This is a genomic window from Paraburkholderia sabiae (assembly GCF_030412785.1).
In the GTDB taxonomy this organism is placed as follows: Bacteria; Pseudomonadota; Gammaproteobacteria; order Burkholderiales; family Burkholderiaceae; genus Paraburkholderia; species Paraburkholderia sabiae.
Map to the genome: position 1 here is coordinate 6396576 of NZ_CP125295.1, position 16660 is coordinate 6413235.

Consider the following 16660-nt stretch of genomic DNA (forward strand, 5'->3'; position numbering starts at 1 on the left):
GGGAGAGTTACGTCATGACGCCGGAAACCGTCACCACCCTTGCGCACGAAGCGATGTATATCGCATTGCTGCTGGCCGCGCCGCCGCTGTTCGTGGGGCTCGTCGTCGGTCTGATCGTGAGCCTGTTCCAGGCCGCGACGCAGATCAACGAAGCGACGCTGTCGTTCATTCCGAAGCTGTTCGCGATTGCCGTGACGCTGGTGCTGATCGGTCCGTGGATGCTCGCGAAGATGCTCGACTACATGCGCCACATGTTCACGAGCATCCCGACGCTCGCGGGCTGACTTTTCTTCTTTCTATCGACGCGCGATGTTTTCCGTCACCTACGCACAGCTGAACGTCTGGCTCACCGCGTTCCTGTGGCCGTTCGTGAGGATTCTCGCGTTGCTGGCGACGGCGCCGGCATTCGGCGACAAGTCGCTGCCCAATCGCGTGAAGATCGGTCTCGCCGGATTCATCACGTTGATCGTCGCGCCGACTATCGGCGCGTTGCCTCAGGCGACGGTGTTTTCCGCGCAGGGCGTGTGGATCATCGTCAACCAGTTCCTGATCGGCGCGGCGCTCGGCTTCACGATGCAACTGGTGTTCGGCGCGGTGCAGGCCGCGGGCGACATCATGGGCATGAGCATGGGCCTCGGCTTCGCCACGTTCTTCGATCCGCATGCTGCGGGGTCCACCGATGTCATGTCACGCTATGTGAACATGATCGCCCTTCTTACCTTTCTCGCTTTTGATGGGCACCTGCAGGTGCTGTCTGCTCTTATTCAGACTTTTCAGGCTCTGCCGGTTTCTGCCAATGTGCTTGGGGCGAATGGCTGGCGGACGCTTGTTGGATGGGGAAGCACTGTTATTAGCGCTGGCTTGCTGCTGTCCTTGCCTATCGTTACCGCGCTTCTTATCACCAACCTCGCGCTCGGGATTCTTAATCGGGCTGCGCCGCAGGTCGGTGTTTTTCAGGTCGGGCTGCCTGTTACCGTCATCACCGGTCTGCTTTTGATTCAGCTTATGCTGCCGAATATGATGCCTTTCTTTGCTCGTGTCTTTGAAAGCGGTATCGATCAGATGGCGCGCGTTGCCGCAGGGTTGCGGTAGGTTTTTCTTCGCTGGCATCCGCGAATTCGTATCGGTTTATTAGCGTTGCCCCTGTGCGGGGCGGCACCTACTTTTCTTTGCAGCGGCAAAGAAAAGTAGGCAAAAGAAAGCCGCTTTTGAACCTCCAGTGCCTGCCAGGATAACGCCGCCGCGTGCCGCAGTTGAGCTATCGCGCAGCAACGTCCGGACTCCGTAGAAAGCCCGCAGTCAACCGCGCACGGCGCGAAAACCCCACACTCAGTCTGGACACATACCGCCCCAACCCGACGGCGCACGCACAAAAACAAGCCGACCGAATGTGCCCCACGTGGATGTCACCTTTCGCGCCGCGCGCGCCTGACTGCGGGCTTTCCACGGAGTGTTTGCGTCACTGCGCGACCGCTCAAACACCGTGTGCCGTGCTGTTATCCTGGCAGGCACCGGAGGTGTGAAGCGGCTTTCTTTTGCCTACTTTTCTTTGCCGCTGCAAAGAAAAGTAGGTGCCGCCCCGCACAGGGGCAACGCTAGCAAACCGATACGAATTCGCGGATGCCAGCCCAAAGCAAAAGCAAAAGCAAAAACAAAAACAAAAACGCCCGACCCTCAAAAAAAGAGCCAGGCGTCGCCGAGACACAAAAAAACCTTCCGGGGAACCCGGAAATCAATTCCCGATATAGTCGAACAAAGAAAGCTTCTGGATCATCGAGAAGCCTTGCTGCGCAGCCTGCAACGAGAACTGCGTCATCGTGTACTTGGAGATCGTCGAAGTCAGATCGGTTTGCGTGAGATCAGCAAGATTGCTACTAGTCTGCAGAGAATTAGTCTGCGTGACAGTCTGAAGCGCCTCAATCTCCTGCTCACGTCCGCCGACGGACGTCTGAATCGACGTCACGTTGTTCATCGTGTTATGCAGCTGCGTCATCGCAGTGCCCAACGCGTTGGTCAGATTCGCCTGACCGCCCGAGCCCGAAACGGGCGTCTGCAACGCGGCAATCACGCTGTCCAGATTCGCGAACACGTCGGTGCTCGATTGCGCCGCAGGCGTCACCGAGAACGCATCGCCTGCATTCGGCGCGCCCGAAATCGTCACGTTCTGACCGCCGCCGCCCAGCGTGATCGCCTGGCCCGCCGCGTACGTCTGCGGTGCGCCCGTCGTCGCCGTCGTGACGTTCGTGATCGTGTACGTCGTCGCCGACGTGAAGTTGATCGTGTACTTGTCCTGGTTCGTCGGATCGGTCGGGTTGGTCACCGACACGTTGCCGATCGTGCCCGAACCCGTGTTCGCCGAATTGCCCGCCGTCACGGCCGTGCTGCCCGCAGGCGAAATGCCCAGGAACACGTCGCGGCCCGTATCGCCGATCGCTATGTTGCGCGTGCCCGTCACCTGAACGTGCTGGATACCGTTGTCGCCGTTGTACTGCACGGCGCCGCTCGCATCGACGGAGAACGGCGGCGTCGACGCCTGATAGCCGGCATACAGATAGTTGCCCGAACCGTCCGTGCCGTTCGCGAGACCCATCAGCTGGCTACGGATGCCTTGCAGCTGCGTCGCGATATCGCCGCGGTCGCCGTCGTTCAGCGAGCCGTCGCCGGCACGCACGAGCAGCGTGTTGATCGACGTCAGCACGTTGTTGACGCTCGACAGCGAGCCGTCTTCCGATTGCAGCGCCTGCAGCGCGGTGTTCTGGTTGCTCGAGTATTGCGACAGCGCCGCGCCCTGCATGCTCAGCTGCACAGCCTGCGCCGCGCCGACGGGATTGTCCGACGGCGTCGCGAGGCTCACGCCGCTCGACAGCTGCTGATACAGCGACGCGAGCGTGGATTGCTGATCGTCCATCGTCTGGACGTTCATGCCGAAATATTGCGAAGTAGAGATGCGCATATGCGTTCAACGCCTCAATTGAAAATGCCGAGGATCGTCTGGAACAGCGTCTGTGCCGTCTGGATGACCTTGCTGTTCGCCTGATACAGCTGCTGGTATTGCAGCAGGTTCGCGGCTTCCTCGTTGATGTTCACGCCGGAAATCGCCTGTTGCGCCGTCGTGATCTGCGTCACGAGCGCGGTCTGCGACTTGTTCGACGTCTGGATCTGGTTCGTCTGGTTGCCGATGTCGTTCACGTAATTCGCGTACGAGTCGGTCAGCGTCAACGTGCCGTTGCCCATCGCCTTCGCCGTCACCAGATTCGAGATCTGCTGCGCGTTGCGGCCGTCCTTGCCGCCCGCCGGGTTCGGCGCGATGTTGAACGTATCGCCGTTCGCGGGCGAGCCCGTGATCTGCAGCGACACGTTGTTGATCGTCGTGCCCGTGATCGTCATCGACGCGCCCTTGGCCGGGTTGTACGGCACGGGCGTGTTCGCGGCGGTGATGTTGTAGCTGGTCGGCGGCGTGCCGTCGATCGTCACCGTCGAGCCGACCGGGAAGCCGGACAGCGAACCCGTCGTCGAGTCGTACGTGAGCGTCGTCGTCGTGCTCGGCAGCGTGTAGCCCGCCGACACCGTGCCTTGCGTCACCGACGACGTACCCGTGTTCGACGTACCCGCCGACACCAGAACCGGCGACGAAGCCGCGATCGCCGAGCCGTCGCTGGTCGTCAGCGCGAAGCCGTTGAGCGCGCCGCGCGTCGGTTGGACGGTGAACGAATCGCCTGCGTTCATCGTGCCCGTCAGGTTGAACTGCATGCCGCCGATCGGGTTCGTGAGGTTCGCGGCCTGGCCGACGACCTGGCCCGTCGCGCGGTTGCTCAGCGTGTAGTTCGTGCCGTCGTACGACAGCGAGTAGTCGCCCGTCACCGGCTGCGACGGATTCGACAGCGTGACGCCGAGCGTCGCGCTGCTCGTGTTGTTGGCGTTCGCGTAGACGGTCGGATTGCCGACCGTGAAGAGCGCGCCGCCCTTGTTGCCGTTCAGGTCGATACCGAGCCCGTTCTGCGCGTTGACCTGCGCGGCGAAGCTCGTTGCGATCGCGCCGAGTTGCGCTTCGGCGGGATCGAGGGTCTGGCTGCGGAACGTCATCAGCCCACCGATCTGTCCTCCCAGCGGCGAGCTGTCGGGCAGGATTTGCGGCGTCGTCGTTCCAGCAAGGCTCGAAAGACCGGCGTAGGCGACCGACGTTTCCGTCGGATCGGCAGGCGACGTGACCGTCGTCAGGTTGAAGCTCTTGTCGGCGACGACGAGCGGCTGGCCGTTGCCCATGAACACGCTGTAACCGCTATCGCCTTGCACGACCTGCACGCCCACGAGTTGCGACAGGTTCGACACGGCGAGATCGCGCTGGTCGAGCAGCTGGTTGGGTGGCTGACCTTGTGCGCTGAGCGACTGGATCTGCGAGTTCAACTGCGCGATCTGCGAGCTGTACGTGTTGATCTGCTTGACCGTATCGCCGATCTGCGTGTTGACGTTCGCGCGCAGCTGGTCGTACTGGTCGCCCGCCGCGTTGATCTGGTCCGCCAACGATTGCGCGCTGCTGATAGCGCTTTGGCGCATAGCGGGATTCGACGCATCGTTCGCGACGTTCTGCATCCCGGTGAAGTAGCTCGTGATCGCGCTCGAAATACCCGTGGTCGGATTGCCGACCATGTTGTTGAGCTGGGCGATCAGGTTGTAGTACGTGTTGAGCGAGCCGGACTGCGACTGAGCGTTGTTGAGCTCCGTCGTCAGGTACTGGCTGTACTGACGCTGGACGGTGGTCGTCGACACGCCGCTGCCGATATAGCCGGAGCCCGTGTACTGACCGCTCGATTCCGCGTAGACGGGACGCTCGACGGAATAGCCGGGCGTCGCCTGATTGCTGATGTTCTGACCCGTAGTCGTCAAGCCCCATTGGGCTGCGTTGAGTCCACTAAGGCCGATGCTAAAGAGGTTACTGGACATGCGTCATCCTGAAAGACGGCGTAAGGGGCAATGCGTGAGCATCGCCAGGTTGACCGAACACTTTGTATAACGGCCTGGTCGGCGGAACATTGAGGGCGGGAATGTGGGTTTTTTGCCGTTGCGGCGCAGGCTATGCCGGTTTGGCTTCCTGCTTTTGCGTTGTTGTTTTTGCTTTTGCTTTTTTGTTTTTTGCTTTTGCTGGCATCCGCGATTTCGTAGCGGTGCTTCAAGCGTTGCCCCTGTGCGGGGCGGCACCTACTTTTCTTTGCAGCGGCAAAGAAAAGTAGGCAAAAGAAAGCCGCTTCAAACCTCCGGTGCCGGCCAGGATAACGCTACGGCACACGTTCCTTGAGCGGTCGCGCAGCGACGCAACACTCCGTAGAAAGCCCGCAGTCAACCGCGCGCGGCGCGAAAGATGACATTCACCAGGGGCACATTCGGTCGGCTTGTTTTTTGCGTCTGCCGTCGGCTTACGGCGGCATGTGTTCCGGACTATGTGAGGTTTTCGCGCCGTGCGCGGTTGACTGCGGGCTTTCTACGGAGCGCGGAGGTCACTGCGCAATAGCTCAACTGCGGCACGCTACAGCGCTATCCTGGCAGGTACCGTAGGTTCAAAAGCGGCTTTCTTTTGCCTACTTTTCTTTGCCGCTGCAAAGAAAAGTAGGTGCCGCCCCGCACAGGGGCAACGCTAGCGAACCAGAGACAAAACGCGGATGCCAGCGAAAGCCCAAAAAACCAAAATCGCGACTAGCGTCGCAGACAGAAAAAACCGCTTACACGCGCGCCAAAGAGCGCCGCTTCATCTCAAGCTGAGTAATGAGCCGCTGAAGCGTATTCTCAGCATTCCCGGGCAGGGACAAGAACCGAAACCCAAGCGTGTAACGCTGCGTGCCATTAGGCAAATCAATAATCCGATTCGACATCAACTCGAGATCGAGTTGCAAAGTGCCCAGCGCCCCAAGCGTCACTTCGGTATCGATCAACTGCACCCCATGCTCGAGCGCCGTCACGCGCGCATCGCTCGTACGCATCGCGATACCGCCCAGCGACAGATCCTGCACCTCGAAGCGGAAACCCTCGCCATCCGGCAGCCGGCCGCGGCAAATATACGGATCGAGCAGCGGCGCATCGACGCGGAAATACTCGCGGCGCTGCACGTAGTAGAGCACTTCAGGGAAATCGGCTTCGAACGACGGACGGCCTTCGAACGTCGTCTCGCGCGGCGTCGTGGTGGCGAAGTGAACCCGCACACCGTCAGGCGTCGCGTGGAAATGGCCCTCGGGCGACGACAGCAGACCACGGTTCTGCTCGGCGAGCGCGCCCCAGTCGAACGTGAAAGTGCGCTCGCGCACGTCCACTTCGAGGATCTTCGTCACGAGCTGGCCGCCCTTGTACTGCACGGTCAGAAAATCGCCACGATTGAGCAGGTTGCGCAGCTGCACACCGATCTCTAGCGGATTGCGGCGGCCGAAGTCGACGCCTTCCGTCTCGCGGTTGTCACCATTCGACTGGGTGGTATTCATGGCCTTGCCAATTTCTCTTCGTTCTTGCGGGCACGTCGCGCAAAACACGGCCAGCCAGGTCTCTGCCCGGCCTGCCAGGGTCGCGAAACACGCATGGGACCGGACTTTTTTACGGCTTTCCGGTATCGGGTCTGTCTGTTTAGCGGCAGCGTCGGATCAAAGTTTAGCCCGGTTTTACGAAATATTTTTCGCAAACGTTTGACACCGCAACGAAGACAGGATACGCGAAACCGCGTGCGCGGCTGGAAAGCGGAAAAGACTGAAGAGAAGGGAAAGCGGCCGGGGCCGACCGCCGATGCGATGCTATCGAAGGAATAACTGCACAAGGTCGCGCCGCGACAGACTCAGGCCCGCCGCGTGCCGCCGACCATCACACCATCTTCTGCATGATCGAAATGAGCTTCTTCGCGTAGTGCGGATCGGTTGCATAACCGGCGCGCTGCATGCCTTGCGCAAAGCCATTCACGTCGCGCGACGAATTGATCACCTGCGCATAGCGCGGATTCGACTTCAGGAAGCTCGCGTAGTCCGTCATCGCTTCCTCGTACGAATCGTACGCGCGGAATTTTTCGACCACGCGCTGCGGACGGCCGTGGACGTACTCGGTCGTGACCGTCGCGACGGTCTTGCCGTTCCAGTCGTCGGTGGCCTTGATGCCGAAAATATTGTGGCTCGTCGAGCCGTCCGACTTCTTGATCTCGCGCTTGCCCCAGCCCGATTCGAGCGCGGCCTGGCCGATGATGAAGCGCGCCGGAATGCCCGTCGCGGCGCTCGCGGCCTGTGCCGGAGCAGCCAGCTTGTCGACGAACGCGTCGACCTTGTCCGACGAGCCGTCGCCGCGCACGGGCGGCGTCAGCGCGCTGTTCGCCGTGTAGCCGCGGCCCATCTTCAGCGCGCCGTTGTTCGCCGGATTCGCATACGCCTTCGCGAGCGCATTCAAAGCGACGTTGTTGCCCGCGTTCGAATCGTCCGCGGACATGCCCGAGTTGCGCATCAACTGCTTGAGCATCGCGTCGGCGACGCCGATACCTTTCGACGACATCTGCTGCGACAACTGCTGATCCATCATCGACGTGAACGTCGCCGAATCGTGCGAATCGAACGGGCCGTCTTGCGGCGTCGCATCGCGCATGCTCTTCAACATCATCTGCGTGAAGACGGCGTCGAACTGCTTCGCAGCCGACTTCATCGCTTCGCGCGGATTCGCAGCCGCCTGGGCGCGCATCGCGTCGAAGCCCTGCGTGTCGAGCGCGAAGCGGTTGGTCAGATCATTCGCGGCGTTGCGCGTCGTATCGGAGTTCATTCTTGTTCTTCCTTAGATGATCTCGAGATCGGCTCGCAGCGCACCCGCTGCCTTCATGGCCTGGAGAATCGACATCAGATCCGCGGGCGTCGCGCCGAGCGCATTCAGCGCCTTCACGACTTCAGCGAGATTGGCGCCCGCGCTCACCATTTTCAGCGCACCGTTGTCCTGCTTCAGCGCGATCTGCGACTGCTGCGCGACCACCGTCTGTCCGTTCGAGAACGCGCCCGGCTGGCTCACCACCGGCTGCGTGTTGACGATCACCGAGAGATTGCCGTGCGCGACTGCACAATTCTGCAGCGTCACCATCTGATTCATCACGATCGAACCCGTGCGCGCGTTCAGGATCACCTTCGCGGCGGCCTGACCCGGCTTCACGTCGAGGTTCTGCAACTGCGCCATGAACTGCACCTGCTGCGCGGGATCGGTCGGTGCGCGCAGCTGGATCGTGCGGCCGTCGAGCGCGACTGCCGTGCCGAAGCCGAATGCGTTGTTGATCGCCGACGTGATGCGCTGCGTCGTGTCGTAGTCCATGTCGTTCAGGTCGAGCTGCATCGTGCCCGCCTGCGAGATGGTGGTCGGCACCGAGCGCTCGACGAGCGCGCCGCCCGTGATGCGGCCCGCAGCAAGCTGGTTCACCTGCACCTTGCTGCCGTTCGCGCTGGCGCCGGCGCCGCCGACGGCCATATTGCCCTGAGCCAGCGCGTACACCTGCCCGTCCGCGCCCTTGAGCGGCGTCAGGAGCAGCGTGCCGCCGCGCAGGCTCTTCGCATTGCCGAGCGACGACACCGTCACGTCGAGCGCTTCGCCGGGACGCGCGAATGCGGGCAGCGACGCCGTCACCATCACGGCTGCAACGTTCTTCAGCTGCATGCTCGAGAGCGAGCTGTTGCTGGAGCTCGAACCGGCCTGCTGGTTGTTGATCGAGATGCCGAGGTTCGCAAGCATGTTCGCGAGCGTCTGTGTCGTGAACGGCGTCTGCGTGGTCTGGTCGCCCGTGCCGTCGAGACCGACGACGAGGCCGTAACCGATCAGCGGGTTGTCGCGCACGCCCTGGATCTGCACGAGGTCTTTCAGGCGCTCGGCGTGAGCGACGGGCGCCGTAACGGGCAGCGCGGCGCATGCGAGCGCAAACACGGCGACGGCGCGCGCAGCGAAACCGGAAACGAGGCGGGAGAAGGAAGTGTTACGCATGATCAGAACGGCGCGACGTTAAGGAAGAAGCGTTGCAGCCAGCTCATGTCCTCGGCTTCGTTGATATAACCCTTGGCCGAGTATTCAATCTTCGCGTCCGCGACCTGGGTCGAGTACACCGAGTTCAGGCTGCTGATCGTGTTCGGATTGACGACACCCGAGAAACGCACGAACTCGTTGCCCTGGTTGATCAGCATCTGCTTTTCGCCGCTCACGAGCAGATTGCCGTTCGGCTGCACGCCGATCACCGTGACGGTGATCACGCCGCTGAACGTGTTCGACGCGTTCGCGCCGCCCGTCGCCTTGAACGTGTTGGCGCCCGTCGCGTCGAGATTCACCTTGCCGAACAGACCGCCGAGGAAGCCCGCCGTCGGCACGCCGAACTTGGTTTCGCCGTTGCGGTTCGTGGCCGCGCCCGACGACTTCGTCGCGTTGATGTTTTCGGAGATGACGATGGTCAGGATGTCGCCGACATTGCGCGGCCGCTGGTCTTCGAACAGCGGACGGCCAGCGTACCCAGGGTTGTAGATCGAACCGGGCGTCTGCAGCGACGGCGGCGGCGGCGGCACGGCCGTCATCGGTTGCTGGGTGATCGGCTGCCTCGGCACGAGCGCGCAGCCGCCGAGCGCGGCTGCGAGCACGCCGGCGCATGCGAGCATCGAAGCTGCTCGCGCGCCGCGCTGAGGGACCTGGGTACGAGTGGAGTGCGACATCTTGATTACCGCCTGAATGTTTCCGACTACCAGCCTTAAACCGGCATCTGGCTGAGCGTCTGCAGCATCTGGTCGGAAGTCGTCACGGCCTTGCTGTTGATCTCATATGCGCGCTGGGTCTGGATCATGTTCACCAGTTCCTGCACGACGTTCACGTTCGATGCTTCGACATAACCCTGATTCAGCGTGCCTGCGCCGTTCAGGCCCGGCGTCGCGACGTTCGGCGTGCCCGACGACGTCGTTTCCGCGAACAGGTTTTCGCCCTTTGCATCGAGACCCGTCGGGTTGATGAACGTGGCGATCTGCAGCGAGCCGATCTGCGTCGTCGCCGTCGAGCCTGCCGTCGACACCGACACCACGCCGTCGCTGCCGATCGTCAGCGACGTCGCGTTCTGCGGAATCGTGATCGCGGGCAGCACCTGGTAGCCGCTCGACGTCACGAGCTGGCCCTGCGAGTTGGTCTGGAACGAGCCGTCGCGCGTGTAGGCCGTCGTGCCGTCCGGCATCTGCACCTGGAAGAAGCCCTGGCCGTTGATCGCCACGTCCTTCGAGTTGCCCGTCTGCTGCAGGTTGCCCTGCGTGTACAGACGCTCGGTCGCGACCTGTTGCACACCCGTGCCGAGCTGGATGCCCGACGGCAGTTCCGTCTGCTGCGTCGAGTTCGCGCCCGGCTGGCGGATCGTCTGATACAGCAGGTCTTCGAACACGGCGCGCGAACCCTTGAAGCCGTTCGTGCTGACGTTGGCCAGGTTGTTCGAGATCGTGTCCATCTGCGCCTGTTGCGCATTCATGCCAGTGGCGGCGATATAGAGTGAGCGGTTCACTTGGTTTCTCCTGAACGCAGCTTGGCGCGTTCCGTTAAATCTGCGTCGGGATTAGCTGAAGTTCAGCAGCTTGTTGGCCGACTGTTCATTCTGGTCGGCGGACTCGATCATCTTGGTCTGCATCTGGAACTGGCGGGCGTTGGTGATCATCGAGACCATCGCCGACACCGGGTTCACGTTGCTGCCTTCGAGCGCGCCAGCCGCGACGACCACGCCGGGGTCGGCGTCGGCGGGGTTGCCGTCCGTCGTATGAAAGAGCCCGTCGTCGCCGCGCTTGAGCGCGCCGGGAGCGGGATTGACCAGCTTCAGCTGGTCGACGAGCGCAATCGTCGTGGCGGGGTCGCCCGGCATCAGTGCCGAGACCGTCCCGTCCTTGCCGATCGTCACCTGCGCGCCGGGCGGCACGGCCACCGGGCCGCCGCCACCCACCACCTGCTGGTTGCTGGCCGTGACGAGCTGGCCGTTTTCGTCGACGTGCAGGTTGCCCGCACGCGTGTAGGCTTCCTGGCCGTCGGCCGTCAGGACGGACAGCCAGCCCGGACCCTCGATCGCCACGTCGAGCGGGTTGCCCGTCTGCTGGATCGGGCCGGGCGTGTAGTCAGCGCCCGGCGTGGACGACAGCACGAAAGTGCGCGTGGTGTCGTCCTGAATCGTGCTGCCGTCGCCGAACGCCATCGGCACGGCGCGGAACGTCGCGAGCTGGGCCTTGAAACCCGTGGTCGAGGTGTTCGCGAGGTTGTTCGCGACCACTGCCTGCTGTTCGAGCGCCTGGGTCGCGCCCGACATCGCGGTGTATATGAGCCGGTCCATGATGGTGTCGGTACGTCAGCTATTACAGGTTGATGAGCGTCTGGTCGACGGCTTGCTGGGTCTTGATCGTCTGCGCGTTCGCCTGGTAATTGCGTTGCGCGGTGATCAGGTTCACCAGTTCGCTCGTCAGGTCGACGTTCGAGTTTTCCGTCGCGCCGCCTTGCAGCGAGCCGTGGTTCGTCGAGCCCGGCGCTGCAACCACTGCGACGCCCGAAGCGGCCGTTGCCTGGAACTCGTTGTTGCCGAGGTTGATCAGGCCGTTCTGATTCGCGAACGTGGCGAGTGCGACCTGGCCGAGCGCTGCCGTCTGACCGTTCGAGTAGTTACCCGTGATCGTGCCGTCGGTGCCGACCGTGAAGTTCGTCAGCTGGCCGGCTGCGAAGCCGTCCTGCGTCAGCGAGTTCGTGCCGTCCTTGCTGCCGAACTGCGTCGTGCCGCCGATCTTCAGCGTCAGGCTCTGCGGCGTGGCCGAGCCGTCCGAGTTCGGGATCGAGAAGTTGAATGCGAACAGCGTCGAGGTCGGGTTGCCCGCGTTATCCAGCGTGCTGACCAGGTTGCCCGACGTGTCGAACTTCGCCGTGCCGACCTTCGTCGTCGGGACGCTGCCGTCCTTGCCTGCGTACACGTCCCACGAACCGGCCGACGTCTTCACGAAGTACATGTCGACCTGTTGTTCGCCGCCCAGCGAGTCATACACGGGCACCGACGTCGAGTAGCTGTACGTTGCGCTGTTGGTCGGGTCGAATGCGAGCGAGGTCGGGGCCACCGTCACCGAGTCGCCCGTTGCCGGCGTGCCTGCCAGCGTGATCGTCTCGCCGTTGCCGAGCTTGATCGGCGAGTTGGCCGAGTACGTGCCCGATGTGCTCGAACCGTCGCTGCCCGTGATCGTGTAGGCGGTCGGGCTCGTGAACGACACCGTGTACGTGTTCGCGTTCGTGCCTTGCGTCGCGTCGGTGATCGACACGCCGTTGTTCGTCAGGCTACCCGTGTTGGTGGCGCCGAACGTGACGGCGGGCGTGCCCAGCTTCAGCGCGTCCTGCGCGTTCAGGTTGAGGCCTGCCGTGATCGTCTTCGTGGCCGTCGGCGGAATGTTCGCCGTCGGCACTTGCAGCGGCACCGTGCCGGCCGTGTTGATGATGCCGTTCGCGTTCGCTGCATAGCCCATCAGCTTCAGGCCGTCGGCGTTGACGATGTAGCCGTTCTTGTCGAGCTGGAACACGCCGTTGCGCGAGTACGTCAGCGAGCCGTTGTTCGACATCTGGAAGAAGCCGTTGCCGTTGATGGCGACGTGCAGTGCGATGTCGTCGGTCGAGATCGTGCCTTGCGAGAAGTTCTGCTCGACTTCCGACATGCGCGTGCCGATGCCGATCTGGTTGTTGACGGCCGTCGCGACCGAGTTCGCGTACATGTCCGCGAATTGCGCCGCGCCCTGCTTGAAGCCGACGGTGTTCGCGTTCGCGATGTTGTTGCCGATGACGTCGAGGTCGCTCGATGCGCCTGCCAGTCCGCTCAATCCTTGTTGGTAACCCATGACGGTCTCCGTATCTGGTGATGCTGAATGCGTTTAGATAATGGCGGCGACCGACGTGAGGCCGACCGTTTTGCCGTTCGACAGGACGAGACCAGGCGAGCCGTCCGGCTGCTTGATGATCCCCTGCACGGTCGCTGCCGACAGCGTGGCGGGCGCGCCCGTGCCGTTGGCCGTCGTGCTGCTTGCCGTGAACGTGTAGTTGCCGTCGGGCAGCGCGTTGCCGCTCTTGTCGACGGGCGTCCAGCCGATAGGAATCGTGCCCGCCGACTGCTTGCCGAGGTCGATCGTGTTGACGATCTGGCCGGCCGAGTTCTTCACCGTGACCTGCACGTCCGTCGCGTCGCTCGCGAGCGTGACGCCGAAGCCCGTCGCCTTGCCCGATGCCACCGAGAAGCCGTTGCCCGGTGCGAGCACCGTCGAGCTGATGAGGTTCGCGGCCTGTGTCTGCTGGCTCGTCGTCAGTTGCGATGCGAGCGAGGTCAGCGACGTGTTCAGCTGGCCGATACCCGTCACCGTGTTGATCTGCGCGAGCTGCGAGGTCATCTGCGAGCTGTCCATCGGGCTCGTCGGATCCTGGTTCTTCATCTGCGCGATGAGCAGCTGCAGGAAGGTGTTCTGCAGGTCGCTGCCCGACGTCGCGCTCGACGAGCTGCTCGACGACGCACTGTTCGTGCCGTTCATCGTGTCGAGCAGGGTCTGCGAAACGGACGCGCCGTTGTTGCCGATAGTGGTACTGGTAGTCAAGGAGGTTCTCCTCAGGTTCCGATCGTGAGCGTCTTCAGCATCAGCTGTTTCGCGGTGTTGAGCGTTTCGACGTTGGCCTGGTAAGAGCGCGATGCCGAAATCATGTTGACCATTTCCTGCACGGGGTCGACGTTGGGCAACTGGACGTAACCGTTTGCGTCGGCGGCCGGGTTGCCGGGTTCATACGACGTCTTCATCGGCGTCGGATCGTCGATGACGCCCGTCACCTGCACGCCGCCGACCTGCTGGCCCGAGCCCGTGCGCGCGCCGCCGATCGGATTGACGGCGAACACGACCTGCTTCGCCTTGTATGGCTTGCCGTCGGGGCCCGTCGTACTGTCGGCGTTCGCGAGGTTCGAGGCGGTCACGTTCAGACGTTGTGACTGCGCGGACATCGCAGAACCGGCGACGTTGAAAATGTTCATCAGGGATGGCATGGCTTTTCGACCTCTCTTGCCGGTGCACCGGCGTCTAATCCCGTAGCGTTTTGGTTTCTAGCGTTGGTCCAGCGCGCTGCCTTCCGTATGAACGGCAGCGCAGTTCATCAGCCGTTCGACGTGATCGCCGACAGCATGGCCTTGATCTGCTGCGACAGCACCGTCATGCCGGACTCGAAGTGCAGCGAGTTGTCGGCGAACTGCACGCGCTCGGCGTCCAGATCGACGGTGTTGCCGTCCAGCGAAGGCTGCGCCGGAATGCGGTAGGCGACGCGGCCGAAGTCGTCGGTCGGGCCGCCCGTGGCGATCAGGCGCGCCTTGCCGGCCATGTGGCCCGGCTCGGTCGACGCCATCGACATGCCTTGCGACACGCCGGCCGGTTGCGTCATGGCGAGCGGCGCGTTGTTCGACGCGCCCGCCGTCGAGCCGCCGCTTTTCTTCAGCGCGCCCGCGAGCGACGAAGCGAAGTCGATATCGCGAGCCTTGTAGCCCGGCGTATCGGAGTTCGCGATGTTCGACGACAGCAATTCCTGGCGATAGGCGCGCACATCGAGCGCCTGGCGGCCAAAGGCAAATTCGGCATCGAGTTTGTCCAGCATTGGGTTCTCCGTGGAACGGTCCGAGGCCTCGTCCGCACTGTCGATCCGCCTTGTTCGGTAAGAAGCGTTTCGACTGTGTCGGCCAGAAGGCCTTTTTGCATGTGACGCATTGTGCGGGCGGGGCGCAAGACTTAATCGGACGAATAGCCGGGAAAGGACGCCTCTATTCACCGTTTGCACGACAGGCGCGATCTCTAGAATGCGATGCGTACCGATGCATCAATGAAGGAGAAACGACCATGCCCTTGCCCGCTAACGCTTCGCGCGAAGCTCGCCGTATGGGTTCGCGCGCTGTCCGGACGCTGTCGGCGATGGCGCTGGTCGGCGCATGCGCCGCCGCATCCGTCGCGCATGCACAGGAAAGCGGTTCGTCGAATGGCGGACCGATCGTGATCGCCGGCCCCGGCGAGAAGAATCCCGCCGATCTGCAGGCGATGGCCGAGCGCATCAATGCGCCGGCGCCTGCTGCCGCGCCGCGCGCGAGTGTTCCGAATGCGCCGACCGTTGCGCCCGCAACGCTTGCCGCGAATCCGCGCGGCGATGCGGACCGCTTCGCGCAAGCCGCGCATGCCGATGGCGCGATTGTGATTCCGGGCGCGGGCGACGCGACGGCGCAGAAGGCTGCGCCCGTTGCCGCCGCTAATATGAATACGAGTGCGCCAGGCATGATGCGCGTGAGCCTGCAACCGGCCGCGCGTCAGGTGATGCCCGTGATGGTCGCGCCGGCTCCGGCCGCCGCGCGTCAGGCAGCAGCCGTTCAGCCGATCGCCGTCAATCCGCCCGCTGGCAATGCCGCTGCCGCGCAACTGCGCAACGCTACCGCACGCAATGGCGTGGCTGCGGCAACGCCTGCCGCTGCACCGGCTCCCGCGCAGCCGTCCGCACAAGCTGCGGCTCAACCCGCCGCGCCCGTACCCGCAGGACAGCAGGACGGCGAAGCGATCCGCCGCGCGGCGCTTGCCTATTTGCAGCAGCAGTCGGCGGGCTTGCCGGGCAAGGTCGACATCACCGTCGCGACGGTGTTTCCGCGCGGTCTCGCCGCGTGCACGACGCTCGAGCCGTTCCTGCCGACGGGCGCGCGCGTCTGGGGCCGCACGACGGTCGGCGTGCGCTGCGCGGGCGAGCGTCCGTGGACGCTGTATCTGCAGGCCAAGGTTTCGATTCACGCGACATATTTCCTCGCCGCGCGCGCGATTGCGCCGGGCGAGCTGCTGTCCGCCGCCGATCTCATCGCGCGCGACGGCGATCTGACGCTGCTGCCGCAAGCCGTGATCACCGATCCGGCGCAGGCGGTCGGCTCGGTCGCGTTGATGCGCGTGTCGGCGGGCTTGCCGCTGCGCCGCGACATGTTGAAGAGCGCCGAGGCCGTATCGATCGGCCAGAGCGTGAAAGTGGTTGCGCTGGGTCCGGGCTTCGCGATTTCGGCGGAAGGCAGCGCGATGAACAACGCGGCGCCGGGTCAGCCGGTGCGGGTGAAGACGGCGAACGGACAGATCATCCAGGGCATCGTGAAGGACGCCGGGACGGTCGAAATCCAGCTCTGACGCGGAGTTTCCAGCCGTTACAAGTTGAAAAACGTGTCGGATCGGTTGAGCTAAAGTTCGATGGGTGAATGCCGTTATTACATTCAAATCGCACAGGAAGCCAATCGTGAAAGTTGATTCCACTAACCATTCCGGCCTGCAGACGTTGAAAGACGGGCTGCAGCGCCCGCAGCAAAGTGACGCCGCCACGACGGGCGGCGCAGGCACGGCAACGTCGACGGGCGCGAGCACGTCGGGCGCCGCGAATGTCAATCTGTCGGGGCTGTCGTCGCAGTTGCACAGCCTCGCTAGCGCCGGTTCGTCGGATATCGATACGGCGCATGTCGAGTCGATCAAGCAGGCGATCAAGGACGGTACGTTGACGATCGACTCCGGCAAGATCGCCGATGGCGTGCTGGCAACGGCGCGCGACCTGCTGCAAAAGAAGAGCCAGTCCGGCAACTGATGACGCACCGATGAGCGGTGCGCAGGGTGCCGGGCGGTATTTGTGACAAATC

At 63.1% G+C, this 16660-nt stretch carries 17 protein-coding genes; 5 read left to right on the plus strand and 12 right to left on the minus strand.

From position 1 onward, the window contains the following. The first annotated feature begins 14 nt into the window (after nucleotides 1-14). Nucleotides 15-284, plus strand: a complete 270-nt coding sequence (gene fliQ / locus QEN71_RS28850) for a flagellar biosynthesis protein FliQ (RefSeq protein ID WP_012402292.1) — start codon at nucleotides 15-17, stop codon at nucleotides 282-284. A gap of 25 nt (nucleotides 285-309) precedes the next feature. After that, a complete protein-coding gene (gene fliR, locus QEN71_RS28855; protein ID WP_201648908.1) occupies nucleotides 310-1092 on the plus strand; it encodes a flagellar biosynthetic protein FliR in 783 nt (260 codons plus the stop codon). Between the two features lie 640 nt (nucleotides 1093-1732). Here the strand turns inward: fliR and flgL are convergent. Both flgL and flgK read right to left on the minus strand, forming a co-directional pair. Next, nucleotides 1733-2953 (minus strand): flagellar hook-associated protein FlgL, encoded by a 1221-nt coding sequence (flgL, locus tag QEN71_RS28860; RefSeq protein WP_201648907.1) that lies wholly within the window; start codon nucleotides 2951-2953, stop codon nucleotides 1733-1735. 14 nt (nucleotides 2954-2967) lie between these two features. Then, a complete protein-coding gene (gene flgK, locus QEN71_RS28865) occupies nucleotides 2968-4941 on the minus strand; it encodes a flagellar hook-associated protein FlgK (protein ID WP_201648906.1) in 1974 nt (657 codons plus the stop codon). 62 nt (nucleotides 4942-5003) lie between these two features. Between flgK and QEN71_RS28870 the strand changes: the two genes are divergently transcribed. Next, complete coding sequence (locus QEN71_RS28870; protein ID WP_290468228.1) at nucleotides 5004-5228, plus strand: hypothetical protein; 225 nt, start codon at nucleotides 5004-5006, stop codon at nucleotides 5226-5228. A 486-nt stretch (nucleotides 5229-5714) separates the two neighbouring features. Here the strand turns inward: QEN71_RS28870 and QEN71_RS28875 are convergent, their stop codons facing one another. The 10 genes from QEN71_RS28875 to flgB form a co-directional block, all read right to left on the minus strand. After that, nucleotides 5715-6464 (minus strand): flagellar brake protein, encoded by a 750-nt coding sequence (locus QEN71_RS28875; protein ID WP_201648905.1) that lies wholly within the window; start codon nucleotides 6462-6464, stop codon nucleotides 5715-5717. Nucleotides 6465-6834: 370 nt separating this feature from the next. Beyond that, the gene (gene flgJ / locus QEN71_RS28880) at nucleotides 6835-7767 is read right to left on the minus strand and encodes a flagellar assembly peptidoglycan hydrolase FlgJ (RefSeq protein WP_201648904.1); all 933 of its coding nucleotides are present in this window, start codon (nucleotides 7765-7767) and stop codon (nucleotides 6835-6837) included. Nucleotides 7768-7779: 12 nt separating this feature from the next. Beyond that, nucleotides 7780-8961: a flagellar basal body P-ring protein FlgI gene (locus QEN71_RS28885; protein ID WP_233471714.1), complete on the minus strand. Its 1182-nt coding sequence runs from the start codon at nucleotides 8959-8961 to the stop codon at nucleotides 7780-7782. A 2-nt stretch (nucleotides 8962-8963) separates the two neighbouring features. Continuing rightward, entirely contained in the window at nucleotides 8964-9674 is a 711-nt protein-coding gene (gene flgH / locus QEN71_RS28890; protein ID WP_201648903.1) for a flagellar basal body L-ring protein FlgH, read from the minus strand. Nucleotides 9675-9709: 35 nt separating this feature from the next. After that, entirely contained in the window at nucleotides 9710-10498 is a 789-nt protein-coding gene (flgG, locus tag QEN71_RS28895) for a flagellar basal-body rod protein FlgG (protein WP_201648902.1), read from the minus strand. Nucleotides 10499-10549: 51 nt separating this feature from the next. Continuing rightward, nucleotides 10550-11308, minus strand: coding sequence for a flagellar basal-body rod protein FlgF (flgF, locus tag QEN71_RS28900; protein ID WP_201648901.1), 759 nt, complete (start codon nucleotides 11306-11308; stop codon nucleotides 10550-10552). A gap of 22 nt (nucleotides 11309-11330) precedes the next feature. Next, a complete protein-coding gene (locus tag QEN71_RS28905) occupies nucleotides 11331-12839 on the minus strand; it encodes a flagellar hook protein FlgE (protein WP_201648900.1) in 1509 nt (502 codons plus the stop codon). Between the two features lie 33 nt (nucleotides 12840-12872). Next, a complete protein-coding gene (locus QEN71_RS28910) occupies nucleotides 12873-13583 on the minus strand; it encodes a flagellar hook assembly protein FlgD (protein ID WP_201648899.1) in 711 nt (236 codons plus the stop codon). Nucleotides 13584-13594: 11 nt separating this feature from the next. Beyond that, nucleotides 13595-14020: a flagellar basal body rod protein FlgC gene (gene flgC, locus QEN71_RS28915; RefSeq protein WP_012402298.1), complete on the minus strand. Its 426-nt coding sequence runs from the start codon at nucleotides 14018-14020 to the stop codon at nucleotides 13595-13597. Nucleotides 14021-14127: 107 nt separating this feature from the next. Then, entirely contained in the window at nucleotides 14128-14619 is a 492-nt protein-coding gene (flgB, locus tag QEN71_RS28920) for a flagellar basal body rod protein FlgB (protein WP_201648898.1), read from the minus strand. A gap of 239 nt (nucleotides 14620-14858) precedes the next feature. Between flgB and flgA the strand changes: the two genes are divergently transcribed. Further along, entirely contained in the window at nucleotides 14859-16163 is a 1305-nt protein-coding gene (gene flgA, locus QEN71_RS28925) for a flagellar basal body P-ring formation chaperone FlgA (RefSeq protein ID WP_201648897.1), read from the plus strand. 106 nt (nucleotides 16164-16269) lie between these two features. After that, on the plus strand, nucleotides 16270-16608 hold the full coding sequence (gene flgM / locus QEN71_RS28930; RefSeq protein ID WP_201648896.1) for a flagellar biosynthesis anti-sigma factor FlgM: 339 nt from the start codon (nucleotides 16270-16272) through the stop codon (nucleotides 16606-16608). Nucleotides 16609-16660 lie beyond the last annotated feature (52 nt).